Source organism: Streptomyces montanisoli (assembly GCF_017813245.1).
Taxonomy (GTDB): domain Bacteria; phylum Actinomycetota; class Actinomycetes; order Streptomycetales; family Streptomycetaceae; genus Streptomyces; species Streptomyces montanisoli.
The window spans coordinates 38,732-59,200 of sequence record NZ_JAGIQL010000013.1; the positions used below are offsets into that span (position 1 = coordinate 38,732).

Annotated in this window: 13 protein-coding genes; 8 read left to right on the forward strand and 5 right to left on the reverse strand. The window is 73.1% G+C overall.

Annotation, left to right across the window (positions count from 1 at the left end; translation table 11 throughout):
* Window positions 1-462: 462 nt before the first annotated feature.
* Both glgP and JFN87_RS05560 read left to right on the forward strand, forming a co-directional pair.
* Window positions 463-3,213, forward strand: coding sequence for an alpha-glucan family phosphorylase (glgP, locus tag JFN87_RS05555; RefSeq protein WP_209338749.1), 2,751 nt, complete (start codon window positions 463-465; stop codon window positions 3,211-3,213).
* A gap of 219 nt (window positions 3,214-3,432) precedes the next feature.
* A complete protein-coding gene (locus JFN87_RS05560) occupies window positions 3,433-4,692 on the forward strand; it encodes an alginate lyase family protein (protein ID WP_209338750.1) in 1,260 nt (419 codons plus the stop codon).
* 24 nt (window positions 4,693-4,716) lie between these two features.
* On the opposite strand, the gene JFN87_RS05565 is transcribed toward JFN87_RS05560, so the two are convergent.
* From JFN87_RS05565 to JFN87_RS05580, 4 genes are all read right to left on the reverse strand, one after another.
* The gene (locus JFN87_RS05565) at window positions 4,717-5,634 is read right to left on the reverse strand and encodes a squalene/phytoene synthase family protein (protein WP_209338751.1); all 918 of its coding nucleotides are present in this window, start codon (window positions 5,632-5,634) and stop codon (window positions 4,717-4,719) included.
* Window positions 5,635-5,779: 145 nt separating this feature from the next.
* Complete coding sequence (locus JFN87_RS05570; RefSeq protein WP_209338752.1) at window positions 5,780-7,210, reverse strand: MFS transporter; 1,431 nt, start codon at window positions 7,208-7,210, stop codon at window positions 5,780-5,782.
* Window positions 7,211-7,454: 244 nt separating this feature from the next.
* Complete coding sequence (locus JFN87_RS05575; protein WP_209338753.1) at window positions 7,455-9,341, reverse strand: ABC transporter ATP-binding protein; 1,887 nt, start codon at window positions 9,339-9,341, stop codon at window positions 7,455-7,457.
* Window positions 9,338-11,266, reverse strand: coding sequence for an ABC transporter ATP-binding protein (locus tag JFN87_RS05580; protein WP_209338754.1), 1,929 nt, complete (start codon window positions 11,264-11,266; stop codon window positions 9,338-9,340). The genes JFN87_RS05575 and JFN87_RS05580 overlap by 4 nt, the downstream gene beginning before the upstream one ends.
* Window positions 11,267-11,431: 165 nt before the next feature.
* Between JFN87_RS05580 and JFN87_RS05585 the strand changes: the two genes are divergently transcribed.
* From JFN87_RS05585 to JFN87_RS05600, 4 genes are all read left to right on the forward strand, one after another.
* Window positions 11,432-12,421 carry an ABC transporter ATP-binding protein gene (locus tag JFN87_RS05585; RefSeq protein ID WP_209338755.1) on the forward strand — a complete coding sequence of 330 codons (990 nt, stop codon included), beginning with the start codon at window positions 11,432-11,434 and terminating at the stop codon, window positions 12,419-12,421.
* A gap of 2 nt (window positions 12,422-12,423) precedes the next feature.
* Window positions 12,424-13,203 (forward strand): ABC transporter permease, encoded by a 780-nt coding sequence (locus JFN87_RS05590; RefSeq protein ID WP_209338756.1) that lies wholly within the window; start codon window positions 12,424-12,426, stop codon window positions 13,201-13,203.
* 92 nt (window positions 13,204-13,295) lie between these two features.
* Complete coding sequence (locus JFN87_RS05595; protein ID WP_209338757.1) at window positions 13,296-14,546, forward strand: sensor histidine kinase; 1,251 nt, start codon at window positions 13,296-13,298, stop codon at window positions 14,544-14,546.
* Entirely contained in the window at window positions 14,539-15,195 is a 657-nt protein-coding gene (locus tag JFN87_RS05600; protein WP_209338758.1) for a response regulator, read from the forward strand. The genes JFN87_RS05595 and JFN87_RS05600 overlap by 8 nt, the downstream gene beginning before the upstream one ends.
* 27 nt (window positions 15,196-15,222) lie before the next feature.
* Here JFN87_RS05600 and glgX read toward each other — a convergent pair whose 3' ends face one another.
* A complete protein-coding gene (gene glgX / locus JFN87_RS05605; RefSeq protein WP_372449187.1) occupies window positions 15,223-17,415 on the reverse strand; it encodes a glycogen debranching protein GlgX in 2,193 nt (730 codons plus the stop codon).
* Window positions 17,416-17,749: 334 nt separating this feature from the next.
* On the opposite strand from glgX, the gene JFN87_RS05610 reads away from it, so the two are divergent.
* On the forward strand, window positions 17,750-18,976 hold the full coding sequence (locus JFN87_RS05610) for a L,D-transpeptidase (protein ID WP_209338760.1): 1,227 nt from the start codon (window positions 17,750-17,752) through the stop codon (window positions 18,974-18,976).
* 200 nt (window positions 18,977-19,176) lie between these two features.
* Window positions 19,177-20,427, forward strand: coding sequence for a L,D-transpeptidase (locus tag JFN87_RS05615; RefSeq protein ID WP_245178808.1), 1,251 nt, complete (start codon window positions 19,177-19,179; stop codon window positions 20,425-20,427).
* The last annotated feature ends 42 nt before the right edge of the window (window positions 20,428-20,469 follow it).

The window sequence follows — 20,469 nt, forward strand, 5'->3', positions numbered from 1 at the left end:
GGTTTTGCTGTTCTTTTTAGCTGCTTGATCGACCGGGGGCACGGCGTGACCAGGGCCGTCCGCGCCCGCGTTCACCCGAACGGCACTCGCGAGCGTGCGTACGGGGGAGCCTTCCATGCGAACGGGGCCCCCAATCCGGTGCCGCGTTAACTCCCCGCATCGGAATGGTTACCCAATCCTGTACCGCCGCGCCGCCGTGCGCGAGTCCGCCTCGTACCCGCCTCGCACCCGCATCGAACCCGCCTCGAACCCGCGGGGCCGGTACCGCCGTACGGGCATATGCACCGGCGCGACGCGGCGGGGTGGGCGCGTGGGCGTCGCACGAACCGCGCGCAAACCGCCGCGACGCGCGCGTATGCGCCGTGGTTGCGGGGGCAGGGGACGGCTAACGTCTCACCACGTCGGGACGCCCTGTGCGGTGCGTCCCCTCCGATACGTACGTCCCTTGCGAAGGTGGAGCACGTGAAGGCAATCCGTCGGTTCACCGTCCGCCCGGTACTTCCCGAGCCCCTCGGCCCCCTCAGCGATCTGGCCCGCAACCTGCGCTGGTCCTGGCACACGCCGACCCGCGAGCTGTTCGAGGCGATCGATCCCGAGGGCTGGCAGGCCGCGGGAGCCGACCCGGTCAGACTGCTCGGCACCGTGTCGGCGGCGCGCCTCGCCGAGCTGGCCGGCGACCGGGCGTTCCTCGACAGGCTGACGTCCGTCACCGCGGACCTGGACGCCTACCTGCACGGCGAGCGCTGGTACCAGCAGCGGGACACCGGGCAGGGCGACGGGCACGCCGACGGGCACGCCGACGTCGAGCAGGGCGCGGCAGGCGCCGGCGAGCTGCCCGCCGCCATCGCCTACTTCTCGCCCGAGTTCGGCATCACCGCAGCCCTGCCGCAGTACTCGGGCGGCCTCGGCATCCTCGCCGGCGACCACCTCAAGGCGGCGAGCGACCTCGGGGTGCCGCTGATCGGCGTCGGCCTGCTCTACCGGCACGGCTACTTCCGCCAGTCCCTCTCCAGGGACGGCTGGCAGCAGGAGCAGTACCCGGTGCTCGACCCGCACGAACTCCCCCTCACCCAGCTGCGCGAGAGCGACGGCACCCCCGCCCATGTGGAGCTCGCGCTGCCCGGCGGCCGCGCGCTGCGCGCCAGGATCTGGCAGGCGCAGGTGGGCAGGGTGCCGCTGCTGATGCTCGACTCGGACGTCGAGGAGAACGGCCACACGGAACGCGAGGTCACCGACCGGCTCTACGGCGGCGGCAGCGAGCACCGGCTGCTGCAGGAGATGCTGCTCGGCATCGGCGGGGTGCGCGCCGTGCGCACGTACTGCCGGCTCACCGGGCATCCGGCGCCCGAGGTGTTCCACACCAACGAGGGGCACGCGGGCTTCCTCGGCCTTGAGCGCATCAGGGAGCTCGCGGCCGACGGCACCGGCTTCGAGGCCGCGCTGGAGGCCGTGCGCGCGGGCACCGTCTTCACCACGCACACCCCCGTCCCCGCAGGCATCGACCGGTTCGACCGCGCGCTCGTCGCGCACCACTTCGGCGCCGACGGCGAACTGCCGGGCGTCGAGGCGGAACGGGTGCTCGGCCTCGGCACGGAGACCTACCAGGGCGGCGACCCGCAGGTGTTCAACATGGCCGTGATGGGGCTGCGCCTCGCCGGGCGGGCCAACGGGGTCTCCACCCTGCACGGGCAGGTCAGCAGGGAGATGTTCGCCGGGCTGTGGCCCGGGTTCGACGCCGAGGAGGTGCCGATCACGTCCGTCACGAACGGCGTGCACGCGCTGACCTGGGTGGCCCCCGAGGTCGTGGCGCTCGGCGCCCGCCAGATCGGCGAGGCGCGGGCCGAGCAGGCGCTCACCGTCGGCGGGCCCGGCCGCTGGGAGTCGGTCGCGGACATCCCCGACGCGGACGTCTGGCAGGTCAGGCGCACCCTGCGCGCGCGGCTCGTTGACGAGGTGCGCGAGCGGCTGCGGGCCTCGTGGCGGCAGCGCGGCGCGGCGGCCGCGGAACTCGGCTGGATCGACGGGGTACTCGACCCCGACGTGCTCACCATCGGCTTCGCGCGCCGCGTCCCGTCGTACAAGCGACTGACGCTCATGCTGCGCGACCCGGCGCGGCTGACCAGGCTGCTGCTCGACGAGGAGCGGCCGGTGCAGATCGTCGTCGCGGGCAAGGCCCACCCGGCGGACGACGGCGGCAAGCGGCTCATCCAGGAGCTGGTGCACTTCGCGGACGATCCCCGCGTACGGCACCGGATCGTGTTCCTGCCCGACTACGGCATGGGCATGGCGCAGAAGCTCTACCCGGGCTGCGACGTGTGGCTGAACAACCCGCTCAGGCCGCTGGAGGCATGCGGCACCAGCGGGATGAAGGCCGCGCTCAACGGGTGCCTCAACCTGTCCGTCCTGGACGGCTGGTGGGACGAGTGGTACGAGCCGGACTTCGGCTGGGCCATCCCGACCGCGGACGGGTCGGCCGCCGCCGACGAGAACCGCCGCGACGACCTCGAGGCGAACGCGCTCTACGAGCTGATCGAGAACCGCGTGGCACCGCGCTTCTACGACCGCGGCCTCCGGGGCGGCGGTGGAGGCCGTGGCGGGCGGGCCGCGGCGGCGGAGGGCGGCGACGGGCTGCCGGGCCGCTGGATCGAGATGGTGCGCCGCACGCTGGTCACGCTGGGACCGAAGGTACTGGCGGGCCGCATGGTGCGCGAGTACGTGGAGCGGCTGTACGCGCCCGCGGCGCACGCGCACCGCGCGCTCGGCACGAAGGCGGCCGCGGACCTCGCGGCGTGGAAGTACCGGGTGCGCACCCTGTGGCCGCACGTGTCGGTCGACCACGTCGAGACCGTCTCGGCGGGCACCGGCGCCAGTTGCGGGACCGCCCAGCTGGGCTCCGCGCTCGCCCTGCGGGTCGGCGTGGCACTCGGCGAGCTGCGGCCCGAGGACGTCGAGGTGCAGGCCGTGGCCGGACGGGTCGACTCCGACGACGCCATCGCCGACGCGCAGACCTTCCCGCTCAAGCCGTCCGGCGGTCCCGACGCCGAGGGGCGCTGGGTCTACGAGGGGCCGCTCTCCCTGGACCGCACGGGCCCGTACGGGTACACGGTGCGCGTGCTGCCCTCGCACGTGCTGCTGGCCAATGGCGCGGACCTCGGCCTCGTCGCGCTGCCCACGGAGGCGGCGGGGGAGCACGCGGGGGTGCTGATGCGGTAGGCCGCCGCGTGCGGCTCGTACGCAGCGCCCCGTGGTCCCTGCGGACCGCGGGGCGCTGCCGCGTGCCGAACCAGTAAAGGTACAGACCTTGACGGCCGTCGTGCGGCGCTCTACCTTCCTGCCATCACGTTCACAACTCCGCCTGGCATTCATGTCGATGAACAATCGGCAGCGACCCGGGCGGCGTTGGGACACCCTCCACCGGAAGGCACCCCCCACATGCGTCCCGGAAAGACCTCACGACTCGTCACGGTCGCCACAGCGCTCGCGGGCACGACCGCGGCCCTCTGCATGGCACCCGCGTCGGCCACGCCGGCCGGCCACGCCACCCACCGAGCCACGCACCGCCCCGCCGCCGCGCCGGCGGTGGCCGCGTCGCCCACCGCCTTCACTCACCCGGGTGTCAACCTCGACACCGCCCAACTCGACTTCGTACGCGCCAAGGTCCGGGCGGGCGCACAGCCCTGGAAGTCCGCCTACGACCAGATGACGGCGAGCAAGTACGCCGACCTGGACCGCACGCCGAAGCCGCGCGCCGACGTCGAGTGCGGTTCGTACTCGCACCCCAACAACGGCTGCACCGACGAGCGGCAGGACGCGATAGCCGCGTACACCGACGCCCTCACCTGGTACATCACCCGTGACGACCGGTACGCCCGGAAGTCCATCGAACTCATGGACGCCTGGTCGGCCACCATCCAGGAGCACACCGACTCCAACGCGCCCCTCCAGACGGGGTGGGCGGGCGCCTCCTGGCCCAAGGCCGCCGAGATCATCAAGCACGTGTACGGGAACTGGCCGAACGAGGGCCGGTTCGACACCATGCTGCGCGACGTCTACCTGCCGACCGTCATCAAGGGCTCCAACTCCAACGGCAACTGGGAGCTGACGATGATGGAGGCGGCGGTGTCCATCTCCGTCTACCTCGACGACAAGGCGGACTACGACACGGCGATCTCCAAGTACCTGACGCGCACCGCCGCCTACGTCTACCTGCCCTCGGACGGCAGCCTGCCCAAGACGGTGCCGAGCCAGCACCTCGACACCCGCGCCAAGATCGTGGACTACTGGCAGGGGCAGTCGACCTTCAACGCGTCCCTGACCGGCGTGACGCAGGAGACCTGCCGCGACTTCACCCACACCGGCTACGGCATCTCCAACATCGGGCACGTCTACGAGACGGCGCGCCTCCAGGGGCAGGACCTCTACCCGCAGGTCGGCGAGCGGCTGCGGCAGGCGCTCGGCTTCCAGTCGCGTCTGGAGACCGGGGCCATGCCCCAGCCGTCCACGCTGTGCCCGGGCAAGTCGATCAAGCTCGGCCTCGGGCCGATCACCGAGGTCGGCTTCAACGCGCTGCACACGCGCAAGGGCATCGCGATGACCAGCACCCAGGCGCTGACCGAGCGTCAGCGGCCCGCGGGGACGAACGACCTGTTCGTCGCCTGGGAGACCCTCACCAACGCGGAGAACCCCAACTAGGCGGCGGGGGCGGGCAACGGCGCGTCAGGCCGACAGGCCGAGCGCGAGGGGCTCGCGGCGCGAGTCCGCCACCAGGCGCAGGCACTCCACCGGGTCGTCCCGCACCGGGCGCCTGACGATCTCCGCGCCCATGGCGCCGATCGTGTCGAGGCGGTGGTGGTAGAGGCCGAGCAGGACCCGCACGAGCGGCCGGAACTCGACGGGGACCTCGCCGACGACCCGGCCCGCCTCGAGCAGAGTGGCCCTGGCCCTGTCCGCGGTGGCGAGCACCAGCGCGCGCACACCGCGGGTGGGGCGGCCGCGCTCCAGGTCGGAGCGGCTCACGCCGTGCTGCTCCAGGTCGGTCAGCGGCAGCGCGAGCCGGCCCTCCGCGATGTCCTCGGTCAGGTCGGTGAGCAGGTCGGTGCGCTGGCAGGCGTCGGCGACCAGCCGGCAGGAGGCGGCGAACGCGTCGTCGGGCACGAGGTGCGGGGTGAGGCCGGTGCTGAGCATGATGCCCGGCCAGGTCAGGGTGTCGATGTAGTGCTGGTAGTCCGCCTCGTCGGCGAAGCCGGGGAACTCCAGGTCGATCCGCGTGCCCGCGAGGTAGCTGTCGAACCACTTCCTCGGCAGGGCCGCGGCCTCGGCCGAGTGCACGAAGGCCCGCAGCAGCGGATGGTGCGAGTCGCCCGTGTCGAGCGCCCGCGTGACGTGCCCGGTCCACGCGTCGAGCTGCCGGAGCCGCTCGCCCGGGGTGCCCGTGTCGCACACGTCGTCCGTGAAGCCGAGCATCGACGCGCCCGTCAGCGCGTGCGGCAGGAAGCCGCCTGGCGACTGGACGCGCACGACGCCGTAGAGCGCGGGCTCGCGGCGGCGCAGGTAGCGCGCGGCGGTGGTGTAGTCGGCGCGCAGGCCGGCGGGCCGCACCCCGGCGAGATCCAGACAACGTCGCCACGAACGCACGGACAGGCTCCCTGGGAAGTGAGGGCGGGACACGCGGGACACGGTGGGACACGTGCCGGCTCCAGCGTAGCCAGCGCGGGGGCCCGGCCCGTGCCGGGCCCCGCGCGTCTTCGGCGCCGGAGGGCCGGCCGCCGGGCGTCAGGCGTCAGGCGCTCCTGGCCGGTTCGCGCCTCGCGGCCGCGGCGGCCGCCTCCTCGTGCGCCGTGCCCCCGTGGCGGCCGGGGCGCGTGAGGGCGAACACGAGCGCCGCGCCCACCACCGCACATCCACCCGCCACCGCGTAACCGGCGTCGAGCCCCGAGGCGACGGACGCACGCGAACCCGTGACGCCGTCCCCGGCCACCGACGAGAAGACGGTACCGAGCACCGCGACCCCGATCGCCAGGCCGAGCTGCCGCGCCATGTTCAGCGCGCCCCCGGCCATCCCCGCGCGTTCCGGCGGCACCGCGCCCATCACCGCCGACGACAGCGGAGGCAGCGCGAGCCCCGCGCCGAGGCCGATGCACAGCATGCCGGGTATCAGCACGCCCGCCGTGGCCGAGGCGTCGAGCCGGGCCTCCAGGAACGAGCCCGCGGCGATGAACAGCAGACCCAACGTCACCGAATGGCGCGGCCGCACCCCATGCCCCAACCGCCCCATCACCAGCGGCACCACGAAGGACACCGCGCTCATCGGCATGATCACGAGCCCCGTGGACACCGGGCCCAGACCGAGCCTGCCCTGCATCCACAGCGACGCGTACGGGAACATCGCCCACGCCCCGATCGACAGCAGCGCCGCCCCGCTCACGAACCCCACGAACGCGCGGTTTCTGAACAGCGAGAGGTCGAGCATCGGCGCCGCGGTACGGCGTTCGACGACGAGGAAGGCCGCGAGCGACAGCGCGGCGAGCACCAGGGGACCCCAGACCTCCCAGTCGCCCCAGGACCTTTCGGCGCTGCGGATCAGCCCGAACGTGACGGCCGCTGCCATCAGGGTGAAGGCGGCCATGCCGGGCAGGTCGAGCGCGCGTGAGCGGCCGCCGTGGTCGGGGGCGATGGAGCGCCAGGTGATCGCCACGGCCACGACGGCCACGGGCACGTTGACCGCGAAGATCCACTGCCAGCCCAGGTGCTGCGTCAGCAGCCCGCCGAGTATCGGTCCCGCGGCGGCGGCCGCCCCGTTGACCGCGCCCCACACCCCGAACGCGACACCGCGGTCCCTGCCGCGGTAGGTGGTGCTGAGCAGGGCGATGGTGGTGGCGAACATCGCCGCCGCGCCGACGCCCTGCACGGCCCGGCCGGCGATCAGGACCGCTGTCGAGGGAGCGAGCGCACACGACAGCGAGGCCAGCGCGAAGATCGTCAGTCCTGCGACGCAGACCCGGCGGTGGCCGAGACGGTCGGCGACGGTCCCCGCCCCCAGCAGCAGCGCGGCGAGCGTCAGGGCGTAGATGTCGACGACCCACTGCAGGCCGCTGAACGACGTCCCGAGGTCCTTCGCCATGGCGGGCAGGGCGACGTTCACGATGGTGACGTCGATCAGGAGCATGAACGCGCCGAGGCTCACCGCGACGAGCGGCCACCACTTACGCATCGCGCACCCCCGGACGTGTGCCGGATTCCACGCGGACGGTTCTGCCGCGCAACATGGTGCGCGGGCCACGGCTCATCTCCACCGTCGTTCCCCTTCGTGATACAGCGTTCTCGACGCGCATCACTGTGCCGGGGCGCCGCCGGATGCCACAGCCAGAACGCCTCTGGCGGCGGAAACCGACGCGCAGGCCTCCGGTCCGGGCGGAAACCCGTCACCCGGGTAGCCGGCGGACGGTGCTTTACGACTACGCCAGGCTGTCGCGCCAGGCGCGGTGCAGGTCGGCGAAGCGGCCGGTGCCGGCGATCAGTTCGGCCGGCGCGCCGTCCTCCACGATGCGCCCGTGCTCCATCACCAGGACCCGGTCGGCGATCTCGACCGTCGACAACCGGTGCGCGATCACCACGGCCGTCCGCCCACGCAGCACCGTGTCCATCGCGCGCTGCACCGCCCGCTCGCCCGGCACGTCGAGCGAACTCGTCGCCTCGTCGAGGATCAGCACCGCCGGATCGGCGAGGAGGGCACGCGCGAACGCGACCAGCTGGCGCTGGCCCGCGGAGATCCGGCCGCCGCGCTTGCGGACGTCCGTGTCGTACCCGTCGGGCAGCCCCTCGATGAAGTTGTGCGCCCCGATCTCCTTGGCCGCCCGCTCGATCTGCTCGCGGGTCGCGTCGGGGCGGCCGATCGCGATGTTCTCCGCGACCGTCCCCGAGAACAGGAACGCCTCCTGCGTCACCATCACCACGCCGCGCCGCAACTCGGGCGTGTCCAGGTCGCGAAGGTCGACGCCGTCGAGCAGGACGCGGCCCGCCGTCGGGTCGTAGAACCGCGCGAGCAGCTTCGCCAGCGTGGACTTGCCCGCCCCCGTGGAGCCGACGACCGCGACCGTCTGGCCCGCGGGCAGGGTCAGCGTGAACCTGGGCAGCACCTCGCCGCCCGTGCGGTACCCGAAGCCGACGCCCTCGAAGACGACCTCGCGGCCGGGCAGGGCGCCGTCGCGTACGGGCAGCGCGCGCGGCCGCTCCGCCTCGGGGACGCTCGGCACCTGCGCCAGGAGCCCCGCGATCTTCTCCAGCGAGGCCGACGCCGACTGGTAGGCGTTGAGGAACATGCCGAGGCGGTCGATCGGGTCGTAGAGACGCCGCAGGTACAGCACGGCGGCCGCCAGCACGCCCAGCTCCAGCGTGCCGTCCGCGACGCGGTACGCGCCCCACAGCACCATGCCGGCGACGGCGGTGTTCGCGACGAAGCGCGAACCGACCACATAGCGGGCCATCTCGATCAGCGCGTCGCCGTTGCTGCGCTCGTGGCGCCCGTTCAGCACGCCGAGCTCGGCGTCGTTGACGGACTCGCGACGGAACGCCCTGACCGGCCGGATGCCGTTCAGCGTCTCCGCGAACTTCACGATGACCGCCGCGATCGCGGTCGAGCGGCGGCCGAACACCCGCTCCGCACGGCGCTGGTAGAGCCGCACCAGCAGGTACAGCGGGACGAACGACGCCACGGCGACGCCGCCGATGCCGAAGTCCAGGTAGAGCAGCATGCAGGAGATGTAGACGAACGACACGACGACGCTGACCAGCTCCTGAAGGCCCTCGTCGAGCAGCTCGCGCAGCGACTCCACGTCCGTGGTGGACCGTGAGATCAGCCGGCCCGACGTGTACCGCTCGTGGAAGTCGACGCTCAGGGCCTGCGCGTGGCGGAAGATCCTGCCCCGCAGGTCGAACAGGACGGCCTGGCTCACGCGCGTCGACGACTTGATGAAGGACTGCTGGAACCAGCCGGACAGCAGCGCGCACAGCCCGTACCCGGCACCGACCGCGATCAGCGCGCCGTGCTCGCCGTGGCGAAGGTCGGGCACCGCGCGGTCGATGGCGTACGCGACGAGCAGCGGACCGGTCTGCGCCGCCGCCTGCTGGAGCAGCAGCATGACGACCGTCAGCGTGACGCCCCGGCGCTCGGGGCCGAGGAGGGAGCGCAGCAGCGTGCGCGTCGCCCCGGGCGGAGAGGGCAGCGCGTCCCGGTCGAACGGGTCGTCGGCGGGGGCGGCCGCGGCGGCCAGGGCGGCCGCGTCCTCGGCGGCCGCCTCGGACCCGCCGCCCGGGGTGGGCCCCGTGGTCGTCGGCGTGCTCATCGGGCCTCCTCCTCTGCGCGCTGCTGCTGCCCGCCACCCACTCCGGCGCGTGCCGGTTCCGCGGCTGCCGGCGGCTGAGCGGCGGCAAGCGGCTCGACGGTGGCGGCTTGCCCGCCGTGTTCCTCGCCCGACATCAGCCAGGCGTATTCCGCGTTCTCGCGCAGCAACTGCTGGTGCGTGCCGACCGCGGCGACCCGGCCGTGCGAGATCAGCGCGACCCGGTCGGCCAGCAGGACCGTCGACGGGCGGTGGGCCACCACCAGCGCCGTCGTCTCCCGCAGGACGCGGCGCAACGCGGCCTCCACCAGCGCCTCGGTATGGACGTCGAGCGCGGAGAGCGGGTCGTCGAGCACCAGGAAGCGCGGCCTGCCCACCACCGCCCTGGCCAGCGCGAGCCGCTGGCGCTGGCCACCCGACAGGCTCAGCCCCTGCTCGCCGACCTGGGTGTCCGTCGAGCGCGGCAGCTCGCGTACGAAGCCCGCCTGCGCCACGTCGAGCGCGCGGTCCAGATCCCCGTCGCCGGCCTCGCCGCCGACGCCCATCAGCACGTTCTCCCCGGCGCTCGCCGAGAACAGCGTCGGTTCCTCGAAGGCGACCGACACCAGTTCGCGCAGGCGTGCGCGCGGCATCAGCGTGATGTCCTCGCCGTCCAGCGTGATGCGGCCCGACGTCGCCTCGTGCAGGCGCGGCACCAGTGCCGTCAGCGTCGTCTTGCCCGAACCCGTCGCCCCGACCAGCGCCATCGTCTCGCCCGGGGCCACGTGCAGGTCGATACGGGACAGCACGGCCGGCGCGTCAGGACCCGCGTCCGGGTAGCGGAAGGACACGCCCTCGAAGCGCAGGCCCCCCTCGGCCGACGCGGCCGCGCACCCCGCCGCGGCCGGCTCCGCGGTGTTCGTCTCCTCCGCGGTGTCCTCCTCCGTGGTGTCCGTCTCCTCCCGCGCGTCCATCGGCTCGAAGAACCGCTCGGCCGCGGTCGCCGCCTCCTGGCTCATGGCGAGCATGAAACCGATCGACTCGACCGGCCAGCGCAGCGCGAGCGCCGTGGAGAGGAACGCGACGAGCGTGCCCGCCGACAGGCCGCCGTCCGCCACCCGCAACGTGCCGAACACCAGCGCCGCGCCGATCGCCAGCTCGGGGATGGTCGTGATGAGGGACCAGATGCCGGCCAGCAGGCGGCCCTTCTCCAACTCGGTGCCCCGCAGCTTCGCCGCGAGAGCGCGGAAGGCCTGCGTCTGGCTGCGGTGGCGCCCGAACCCCTTGACGATCCGGATGCCGAGCACGCCCTCCTCGACCACCGTCGTCAGATCGCCGACCTGGTCCTGCGCGCGCCGCGCCACCAGCGCGTACCGCGACTCGAAGACCGAGCAGAGGATCACCAGCGGTACCGCGGGCGCGAGCAGCAGGAGCCCGAGCGCCCAGTCCTGCAGCAGCAGGATCACGCAACCCGTCACGATCGTCACGCCGTTGACCAGCAGGAACATCAGCGGGAAGGAGAGGAACTGGCGCAGCAGCATCAGATCCGTCGTGCCGCGCGAGAGCAACTGGCCCGACGGCCACCGGTCGTGGAAGGCGACCGGCAGGCGCTGCAGGTGGCGGTAGAGGTCGGCGCGCATCGACGCCTCGATCCCGGCGAGCGGGCGGGCCACCAGCCATCTGCGCAGGCCGAACAGGCCTGCCTCGGCGGCGCCGAGGAGCAGCAGGATCAGCGCGCCCCGCCAGACGCCGCCGGTGTCGCGGTGCGCGATCGGCCCGTCCACCATCCACTTCAGCACCAGGGGGAAGACCAGTCCGAGGCAGGACGCCACGATGGCGATCACAGCGGCCAGGGACATGCGCAGCCGCACCGGGCGCAGGTACGGCCACAGCCGCAGCAGTGTCCGCACGGCCGGTGGTCTTCCCGTTGCTTCTCGGTTCTCGGACATCCAACTGAGCCTACGGGGAGGCACTGACATCGTTCACCGGCTTTTCCGGCCGCTGCCCGGCCGCCCGGAGCGGACCGGTGGATGCCGCATCAACCGATCGGACGATGCCGGTTCGAGCGCGTTGGCGGATACCCGGCGCGGGCCGCCGGCGGCATGGTTTCAGGTATGGCGATCATCGAAGTGCGAGACCTGCGCAAGGCGTACGGGGGCAGGCCCGTGGTGGACGGGGTGTCCTTCACCGTGGAGGAGGGGGAGGTCTTCGGCATCCTCGGCCCGAACGGCGCGGGCAAGACGACCACCGTCGAGTGCGTGGAGGGGCTGCGCGTACCGGACAGCGGCGTGATCAGGGTCGCGGGCCTGGATCCGGTCGCCGACCACGAGCGGGTCACCCACCTGCTGGGCGCGCAGCTCCAGGAGAGCGAGCTACAGCCCAAGCTCACCGTGCGGGAGGCCCTGGAGCTGTACTCCGCGCTGTACCCCCGCCCTGTCGACTGGCGGCCGCTCGCGTCCCGCCTCGGTCTCGACGCCAAGCTGACCACACGCTTCGCGAAGCTGTCCGGCGGCCAGAAACAGCGCCTGTTCATCGCGCTCGCCCTGATCGGTGGCCCGCGCGTCGTCGTCCTCGACGAGCTGACGACCGGCCTCGACCCGCGTGCCCGCCGCGACACGTGGCAGCTGATCGAGGAGATACGGGACTCCGGCGTCACGGTGCTGCTCGTCACGCACTTCATGGAGGAGGCCCAGCGGCTGTGCGACCGCGTCGCCGTCATCGACGAGGGCCGGCTCGCCGCGCTCGACACGCCGTCCGGCCTGATCGCCAGGTCGAGCGCGTCCACCGTCATCTCCTTCACCCCCTCGCGGCCGCTGGCGGAGCCGGAGCTGTACGCGCTGCCCGACGTCATGTCCGTCGCCGCGCCCGGCGGCCGGGTCGTGATCCACGGCAGCGACGACACGGTCAACGCCGTCATCACGCTCCTCGCCCGCCACCGCGTCACGGCCCGCCAGCTGCGGGTCACCGAGGCGTCCCTCGACGACGCGTTCCTCGACATCACGGCCGGCCAGGACCGCACCGCTCCGGCCCAGGACCGCACCGCGCAGGCCCAGGACGCGGCCCGCCGGCCGAACGCTCCCCACACCCCGGAAGAGAGAGTGTGACCATGTCCGCCACCGCCACCGCGTCCGCCGGGCGCAGGCCGTCCCCGGCCGCCGCCGTCCTGCGGACCGAGGCCCGTCTCCTCTACCTGCGCGAGCCGTCCATCGCGCTGTCGGTCCTGCTGTTGCCCACGGTCCTCCTGGTGATCCTCGGCCTCATCCCCGGCTTCCGGGAGGCGGACGCCGGCCTCGGCGGGCGCCGCGTCATCGACCTGTACGTGCCGGTCGCCGTGCTGCTCGCGCTGACCATGGCCGGGATGCAGGCCATGCCGCCGATCCTCACCGGCTACCGGGAGCGCGGGATCCTGCGCCGCATGTCGACCACGCCGGTCCGGCCGTCCGCGATGCTCGTCTCCCAGCTGGTGCTGCTGGGCGGAGGCGCCCTGTTCTCGGCGCTGCTCGCGGTCGCGGTCGGCCGGATCGCGTTCGGCGTGGCACTGCCCGGCCGGCCCGGCGGATACCTCCTCGCGCTGGTCCTCGCCGCCGCGAGCGCCATATCGCTCGGCCTGCTGATCTCGGCGGTCGCCCGGCACGAGAAGGCCGCGCAGGCGCTGGGCGCTGTCACCCTGTTCCCCTCGATGTTCACCGCGGGCGTCTGGCTGCCCGTCCAGACCATGCCGCACCTGCTGCGCACGATCGTCGAGTACACGCCGCTCGGCGCCGCGTCACAGACCCTCGACCAGGCCGCGCGCGGCGCGTTCCCCGGCCTCGTCCACCTGGGAGTGACCGCGCTGTGGACGATTGCGCTGACGGCGGCCGCGGCCCGCTGGTTCCGATGGCAGTGACCCGCCAGGAGCGCGCCCGGCCCGCCGCCGCGGTGCTCCTGTCACGGGGCGGGTCCTGGTCAGCCGTCCCCTGCCTGGGGGAGACTGGCCGGATGAGAGGCCACGCCGCTCTGCACGAGGAGCGCTGGGAGCAGGTCTTCCGCTGGGGTCCGCTGACGCTCTTCGGGGTCGGGACGGCCGTCTCGGCCGCGGTCGCCCCCGCGCTCATGAGCCGCGGCGACGTGTACGGGGCGGCCGGAGTGGCGCCGGTGGCGCTGGCCTTCGAGCTGTGGTGGGCGCGGCCCGGGCGGGTGGCCGTGTCCGAGTCGGCCGCCGAGCAGGCCCACTACTGGATCCGCACGGCCCTCGCCTTCGCCCTGACCTGGTTCAACCCGCTGTACGCGATCTACGCCTACACCGGATACCTGGCCGTCAGCCGCATGCTGCCCCGCCGGATGACCAGGGTGGGTCTCTTCGTCAACGCGGTGACGATCGCCGGGTCGCAGGCGTCCGGGCTGCCGCCGAGGTCCACCACCGTGTGGATCCTGTTCGGCGCGCTGATCGTGCTGAACAGCGGCATGGCGGCGATCTTCTCCGCCCTCGGGGAAAGGGAGGTGGCGAAGGCCAAGCAGAGGACGGACACGATCCGCCAGCTGGAGACGGCCAACACCCGCCTTGAGCTCGCCATGCAGGAGAACGCGCAGCTGCACGCGCAACTGCTCGTCCAGGCGCGCGAGGCGGGCGTCGCGGACGAACGGCGCAGGCTGGCCGCGGAGATCCACGACACGATCGCCCAGGGGCTCGCCGGGATCATCGCCCAGCTCCAGGCCGTCAGCGCCGCGAGCGACGAGGACGTCGCGCACGCGCACCTGTCGCGGGCGGCCGCGCTCGCCCGGCACAGCCTGGGGGAGGCGCGCCGGTCCGTGCAGAACCTCAGCCCGCTCGACCTGGAGGACGGCGCGCTGCCCGAGGCGCTGAAGAAGACCGTGGACACCTGGTCGGACCGTACGGGCGTCGCCGCGCGGTTCACCGTCACCGGCACCGAGGAACAGCTGCACGACGAGGTCGCGGCGACGCTGCTGCGGGTCGCGCAGGAGGCTCTCGCCAACGCGGACCGGCACGCGGCCGCCGAGCGCGTCGGGGTCACGCTCTCCTACATGGGCGACGAGGTGACGCTCGACGTGCGCGACGACGGCGCGGGCTTCGACCTCCTCGACGTGCCGGAGCGCACCGGGACGGGAGGGTTCGGCCTCGCGGGCATGCGCGCGCGGGTCGAGCGGATCGCGGGATCCCTCACCGTCGAGTCGGAGAAGGGAGGGGGTACAGCGGTCTCCGCTCGCGTACCGTTGGTCCACCATGGGTGAACAGGCCGAAGAGACCGTGACGCTCTTGCTCGTCGACGACCATCCCGTCGTGCGCGACGGGCTGCGCGGGATGTTCGAGTCGTCGCCCGGTTTCCGGGTGCTGGGCGAGGCGTCGAACGGCGTCGACGGCGTCGGGCTGGCTCTGCGGCTCGACCCTGACGTGGTCCTGATGGACCTGCGGATGCCGGGCGGCGACGGGGTCGCCGCCATCGCCGAGCTGGCCCGCAGAGGCGCGCGTGCGAAGGTCCTCGTCCTCACCACGTACGACACCGACTCCGACACGCTGCCCGCGATCGAGGCGGGCGCGACCGGCTACCTGCTCAAGGACGCCCCGCGCGAGGAGCTGTTCACGGCGGTGCGGGCCGCGGCCCAGGGCCGCGCCGTCCTGTCGCCCGCCGTCGCCTCCCGCCTGGTCTCCCGGGTGCGCACGCCGGCGAGCGCGCCCGGGGCCGAGCCGCTGTCGGCACGCGAGCGTGAGGTGCTCGAACTCGTCGCGAAGGGCTCGTCGAACCGCGAGATCGCGAAAGACCTCTTCATCAGCGAGGCCACGGTCAAGACCCACCTCACCCACCTCTACGCCAAGCTCGGCGTCAGGGACCGCGCGGCGGCGGTGGCCGTCGGCTACGACCGGCACATCCTCGGCGCCTGACGGTCCGGCCCGTCAGGGCCGCCCGGCTCATCCGCCGTCGTATGGCGCAGGCAGCGCGCGCAGCAGGAGCACCGAGCGCGCCGGGACCGTGAGGGTGGTGCCACCCGGATGCCGGACGGCCGGCTCACCGGCCTGGTCCTCCAGCGACGTGTCGACGACCACCTCGTACGCGTCCGCCCACGGCGGACCCGGCAGCCCCACGTTCTGAGGATCGGCGCCCGCGTGCAGGATCGCGAGGAAGCTGTCGCCGACCAGTTCGCGGCCCCGCTCGTCCCGGCGGGTGATGTCGCGGCCCGACAGGAACAGCACCAGCGTGCACGCCGGCGCGTACCAGTCGTCCTCCGTCGTCTCCTCGCCGCGCACCGTGAACCACGCCAGGTCGCGCAGCCCGTCAGGCGTGCGCGGCCGGCCGGTGAAGAACGTGCGCCGCCGCAGCACGGGATGCTGGGCGCGCAGCCTCGCCAGCCGCGAGGTCAGGGCGTGCAGCGCCGCCCAGCCGGGGTCGCCGAGCAGCGACCAGTCGACCCAGCCGGTCTCGTTGTCCTGGCAGTAGGCGTTGTTGTTGCCGCCCTGCGTGCGGCCCATCTCGTCGCCCGCGACCAGCATCGGGACGCCCGCCGACAGCAGCAGCGTCGCGACCATGTTGCGCGACTGGCGGCGGCGCAGCGCCGTCACGTCCGGGTCGTCGCTCTCGCCCTCGGCTCCGCAGTTCCAGGCGCGGTTGTTGTCCGTCCCGTCCCGGTTGCCCTCGCCGTTCGCCTCGTTGTGCTTGCGCTCGTACGAGACGAGGTCGCGCAGCGTGAAACCGTCGTGCGCCGTGACGAAGTTGACGGACGCGTACGGCTGCCGCCCGCCCCATTCGTACAGGTCGCTGGAGCCCGAGAGCCGGGTGCCGAGGTCGCGCACGTCGGGCGCGGCGCCGCGCCAGAAGTCCCGCACCGCGTCGCGGTAGCGGTCGTTCCACTCCGCCCACGGCGGCGGGAACGCGCCCACCTGGTAGCCGCCCGCGCCCACGTCCCACGGCTCCGCGATCAGCTTCACGCCGCTGAGCACGGGGTCCTGCGCGAGCACCGTGAGGAACGGCGAGGCCATGTCCACGTCGTGGGCGGCTCGCGCCAGCGCGGCCGCCAGGTCGAAGCGGAAGCCGTCCACGCCCATCTCGGTGACCCAGTACCTGAGCGAGTCCGTGATCAGCCGCAGCGCCTGCGGCCGCATCACGTCGAGTGTGTTGCCGCACCCCGTGAAGTCGGCGTAGCGGCGCGCGTCCTGCTGCAGCCGGTAGTAGCCGCGGTTGCCGACGCCGCGCAGCGACAGCGTCGGCCCCAGCTCGCCGCCCTCCGCCGTGTGGTTGTAGACCACGTCGAGGACGACCTCGATGCCGGCCGCGTGCAGCGCGCGCACCATGTCCCTGAACTCGGCTACCTGCTCGCCGCGCGTGCCGTGCGCCGCGTACGCCGCGTGGGGCGCGAAGTAGCCGATCGAGTTGTAGCCCCAGTAGTTGGTCAGGCCGCGCCGCAGCAGGTGGTCCTCGTGCGCGAACTGATGCACCGGCAGCAGCTCGACGGCCGTGACACCGAGCCCCCGCAGGTGCTCGATCGCCGCGGGATGGGCGAGGCCCGCGTACGTGCCACGCAGCTCGGCCGGCACGCCCGGGTGCCGCGCGGTGAACCCCCGCACGTGCAGTTCGTAGAGCACGGTGTCGGCCCACGGCGTCCCCGGCCGCCCCTCGTCCACCGGCGCGCCGCCCCGCGCCCGGCCGGCCACGACGACGCCCTTCGGTACGTGCGGCGCCGAGTCGCGCTCGTCGCGCACGGTGTCCGCGACGTGCTGCTGCGGCCAGTCGCGCACATGGCCGTACACCTCGGGCGGCAGCCTGAAGTCGCCGTCGACGGCGCGCGCGTACGGATCGAGCAGCAGCTTCGCCGGGTTCCAGCGCGCGCCCGTCCACGGGTCCCAGCGGCCGTGCACGCGGTAGCCGTAGCGCGTACCCGGCGCGACGCCCGGCAGGAAGCCGTGCCACACGCCGTGCGTCTGCTCCACCAACTCGTACCTGGTCTCGCGAGTGCGGTTGCCCCCGCCGTCGCCCTCGCCGCCGTCCTCGAAGAGGCAGACCTCTACGGCCTCGGCGCCGCCCGCCCACAGGGCGAAGTTGGTGCCCGTCGCGCCGCCGGGGCCGGTGCGGAACTCGGCACCGAGCGGCGCCGGTGCGCCCGGCCACACCGACCCGGCGTGCCCGCGCCGGTACGGAAGGTGACCGCCGAACGCCCCGCCATCCCCGTACGGCGCCGTGCCGTCCCCGTACGGGGGCCACCCGGTCGCGAGGTCACGCACCGGCTCATCGGCCGGATCCCGCAACTCCTCCTGCTCGGCTGCGCTCGCCACCTGTCGGCCTCCCGCGGCTCGTCGGCCCACGCGGGCGGCGGTGCGCGGCGTCCCCGCGCCGCACCCCTGTCCGCGTGGTCTTCCCCCTGTTCCTTCCCTCCACAGGACCCACCCTCACGCCCCTCCGGGTCACGGTACGTTTCCCCGGGCCCCCGGCGTCGTTGGGCGGGGCGTGAGACAGCTAACGCAGCGGGCCGCAGCCCGCGCCGCCATCCTGGCACTCGCCTCGGCCGCCCTCCTCGCGGGCCTCACGGGGTGCGACGGCGGGCACACCGACAGTGCGGGCAAGGACCAGGCGCCGGGCGCGGCCTCCGCCGACTCGATCCGTGTCACCCCACGCGACGGCGCCAAGGACGTGGGCCGCTTCGACCGCATCCGCGTCACCGTCCCCGAGGGGCGGCTCGAACGCGTCACCGTCCAGCAGATCGAGGCCGCCGACCCGGTCGACCTGCCCGGCCAGGTCTCGGCCGACGGGCGCAGCTGGACGCCGCTGCCCGGCGCGCACCCGGCGCTCGCGGCCAAGTACGGCGTCGACGCCGTCACCGTCGACGACAGCGGCAGGCGCGCCGCCCGGCACACCACGTTCACCACCACCGTGCCCGCCCACCGCTTCATCGGGTACTTCACGCCGGAGAACCGTGCCACCGTCGGCACCGGCATGATCGTCTCCATCGACTTCAACCGGCGGATCAAGGACCGGGCGGCCGTGCAGCGCGCCATCTCCGTCACCTCGGACCCGGCGGTCGACATCGCAGGCCACTGGTTCGGCGACCGGCGCCTCGACTTCAGGCCGCGCTCGTACTGGAAGCCGGGCACCAAGGTCACGCTCGGCCTGCACCTGCGGGACGTCCAGGCGGCGCCCGGCGTGTACGGGACCCAGCAGAAGACGGTCGCCTTCACGATCGGCCGCTCCCAGGTCTCCACGGTCGACGCGGCGGCGCACACCATGAAGGTGCGCGGCGAGGGCGGCAGGCTGCTCGCCACGCTCCCCGTCACGACCGGCGCACCGGACAGGACGACGTACAACGGCGAGATGGTCATCTCGCAGATGTACGACGTGACCCGCATGAACGGTTCCACCGTCGGCTTCGGCGGCGAGTACGACATCAAGGACGTGCCGCACGCGATGCGGCTGACCCGGTCGGGCACGTTCATCCACGGCAACTACTGGGCGTCTGCCGACACGTTCGGATCGCGCAACACCAGCCACGGCTGCATCGGCCTGCGGGACGTCAAGGGCGGCAGCTCCTCCACACCCGCGGGGTGGTTCTTCGACAGCTCGCTCATCGGCGACGTGGTGAAGGTCGTCAACTCCGACGACCGCACGGTGGCGCCCGACAACGGGCTCAGCGGCTGGAACATGGACTGGGCCGCGTGGCGGAAGGGTTCGGCCCGGTGAGCGGAGGGAAGACCTCCCCGACGGCGTGACGCCCGGCCGCCCGTGGTTGGGACCGAACGGTGACACTCGTGTGAACGTCGCGCGTCCTTCGGTGTGATTATCTAACGCCATCGCGTGCGCTGGTCACGCGGGGTTGCGGGCCGTGGCGGTGCCAGGCCGTGCGAGGGGAGACGACCGACGTGAGGCAGCCACTCATACCGCTGGGACGGCGGACGGGTGAACGGAAGGGGACCGCGCGCCCCCGTGGCAGGGCGGGCACCGGGCTGCTCGCGCTCATCCTGGGCGCGCTGCTGTTCGCCGTCGCGGCGTGCGGCGGCTCGAGCGGTGGCAAGAGCGACGACGGCAAGGCGCAGGCGGGCAGCACGGCGGCCAAGGCCGCGGACGACGTGTCGCAGGCCGTCGTCAAGGTCACGCCGGACGACGGCGCCAAGTCGGTGGCCACGACGGGCGCGTTGCGGGTCAGCGTCGCCAAGGGCACGCTGACGTCCGTCACCGTGAAGGACGACCAGGGCGCGGCGGTCGACGGCAAGATCTCCGCGGACGGCGCCGGCTGGCAGCCGCTGCAGCACCTCGCGTCCTCCACCGAGTACAAGGTGCACGTCACGGCGAAGGACGCCAAGGGCCGCGTCTCCGCGAAGGACACCACGTTCGCCACGCTGACCCCGAAGAACACCTTCATCGGCTACTACAAGCCGGAGAACGGCGCCACGGTCGGCGTCGGCATGCCCGTCTCGCTCAACTTCACGCGCGGCATCACGGACCCGGCCGCCGTGGAGAAGGCGATCACGGTGACGGCGGACCCGGCGGTGCCCGTCGAGGGGCACTGGTTCGGCAACGACCGGCTCGACTTCCGTCCGGAGAAGTACTGGACGCCCGGCACGAAGGTGACCGTCAAGCTGAACCTCGACGGCGTCGAGGGCAGGCCCGGCGTGTACGGCACGCAGTCGAAGACGGTGAAGTTCACCGTCGGCCGCAGCCAGGTCTCCACCGTCGACGCGGACGCCCACACCATGAAGGTCGTGCGCGACGGCAAGCAGATCCGCCAGATCCCGATCAGCGCGGGCGGCCCCGGCCACACCACGTGGGAGGGGCAGATGGTCATCAGCGAGAAGGACCCGGTGACCCGCATGAACAGCCAGACCGTCGGCCTCGGCGGCGAGTACGACATCCCGGACGTGCCGCACGCGATGCGGCTGACGCAGTCGGGCACGTTCATCCACGGCAACTACTGGGCGTCCACCGGCATCTTCGGCTCGTCCAACACCAGCCATGGCTGCGTCGGCCTGCACGACGAGCGCGGCGGCGGCGACAACGGCACCCCGGCGGCGTGGTTCTACAACCACTCCCTGATCGGCGACATCGTGGTCGTGAAGAACTCGCACGACAAGACGGTCGCGCCGGACAACGGCCTCAACGGCTGGAACATGTCCTGGGCGGACTGGAAGAACTGACGCCGAGACACAGGGGCCCGGCGCGCTGTGAACCGGCGCGCC

What these genes read in the sequence shown, in the direction of transcription:
- JFN87_RS05560 (WP_209338750.1), top strand. Translation starts at nt 3,433, where the DNA reads ATGCGTCCCGGAAAGACCTCACGACTCGTCACGGTCGCCACAGCGCTC.
- JFN87_RS05570 (WP_209338752.1), bottom strand. Translation starts at nt 7,210, where the DNA reads ATGCGTAAGTGGTGGCCGCTCGTCGCGGTGAGCCTCGGCGCGTTCATG.
- JFN87_RS05575 (WP_209338753.1), bottom strand. Translation starts at nt 9,341, where the DNA reads ATGAGCACGCCGACGACCACGGGGCCCACCCCGGGCGGCGGGTCCGAG.
- JFN87_RS05580 (WP_209338754.1), bottom strand. Translation starts at nt 11,266, where the DNA reads ATGTCCGAGAACCGAGAAGCAACGGGAAGACCACCGGCCGTGCGGACA.
- JFN87_RS05585 (WP_209338755.1), top strand. Translation starts at nt 11,432, where the DNA reads ATGGCGATCATCGAAGTGCGAGACCTGCGCAAGGCGTACGGGGGCAGG.
- JFN87_RS05590 (WP_209338756.1), top strand. Translation starts at nt 12,424, where the DNA reads ATGTCCGCCACCGCCACCGCGTCCGCCGGGCGCAGGCCGTCCCCGGCC.
- JFN87_RS05595 (WP_209338757.1), top strand. Translation starts at nt 13,296, where the DNA reads ATGAGAGGCCACGCCGCTCTGCACGAGGAGCGCTGGGAGCAGGTCTTC.
- JFN87_RS05600 (WP_209338758.1), top strand. Translation starts at nt 14,539, where the DNA reads ATGGGTGAACAGGCCGAAGAGACCGTGACGCTCTTGCTCGTCGACGAC.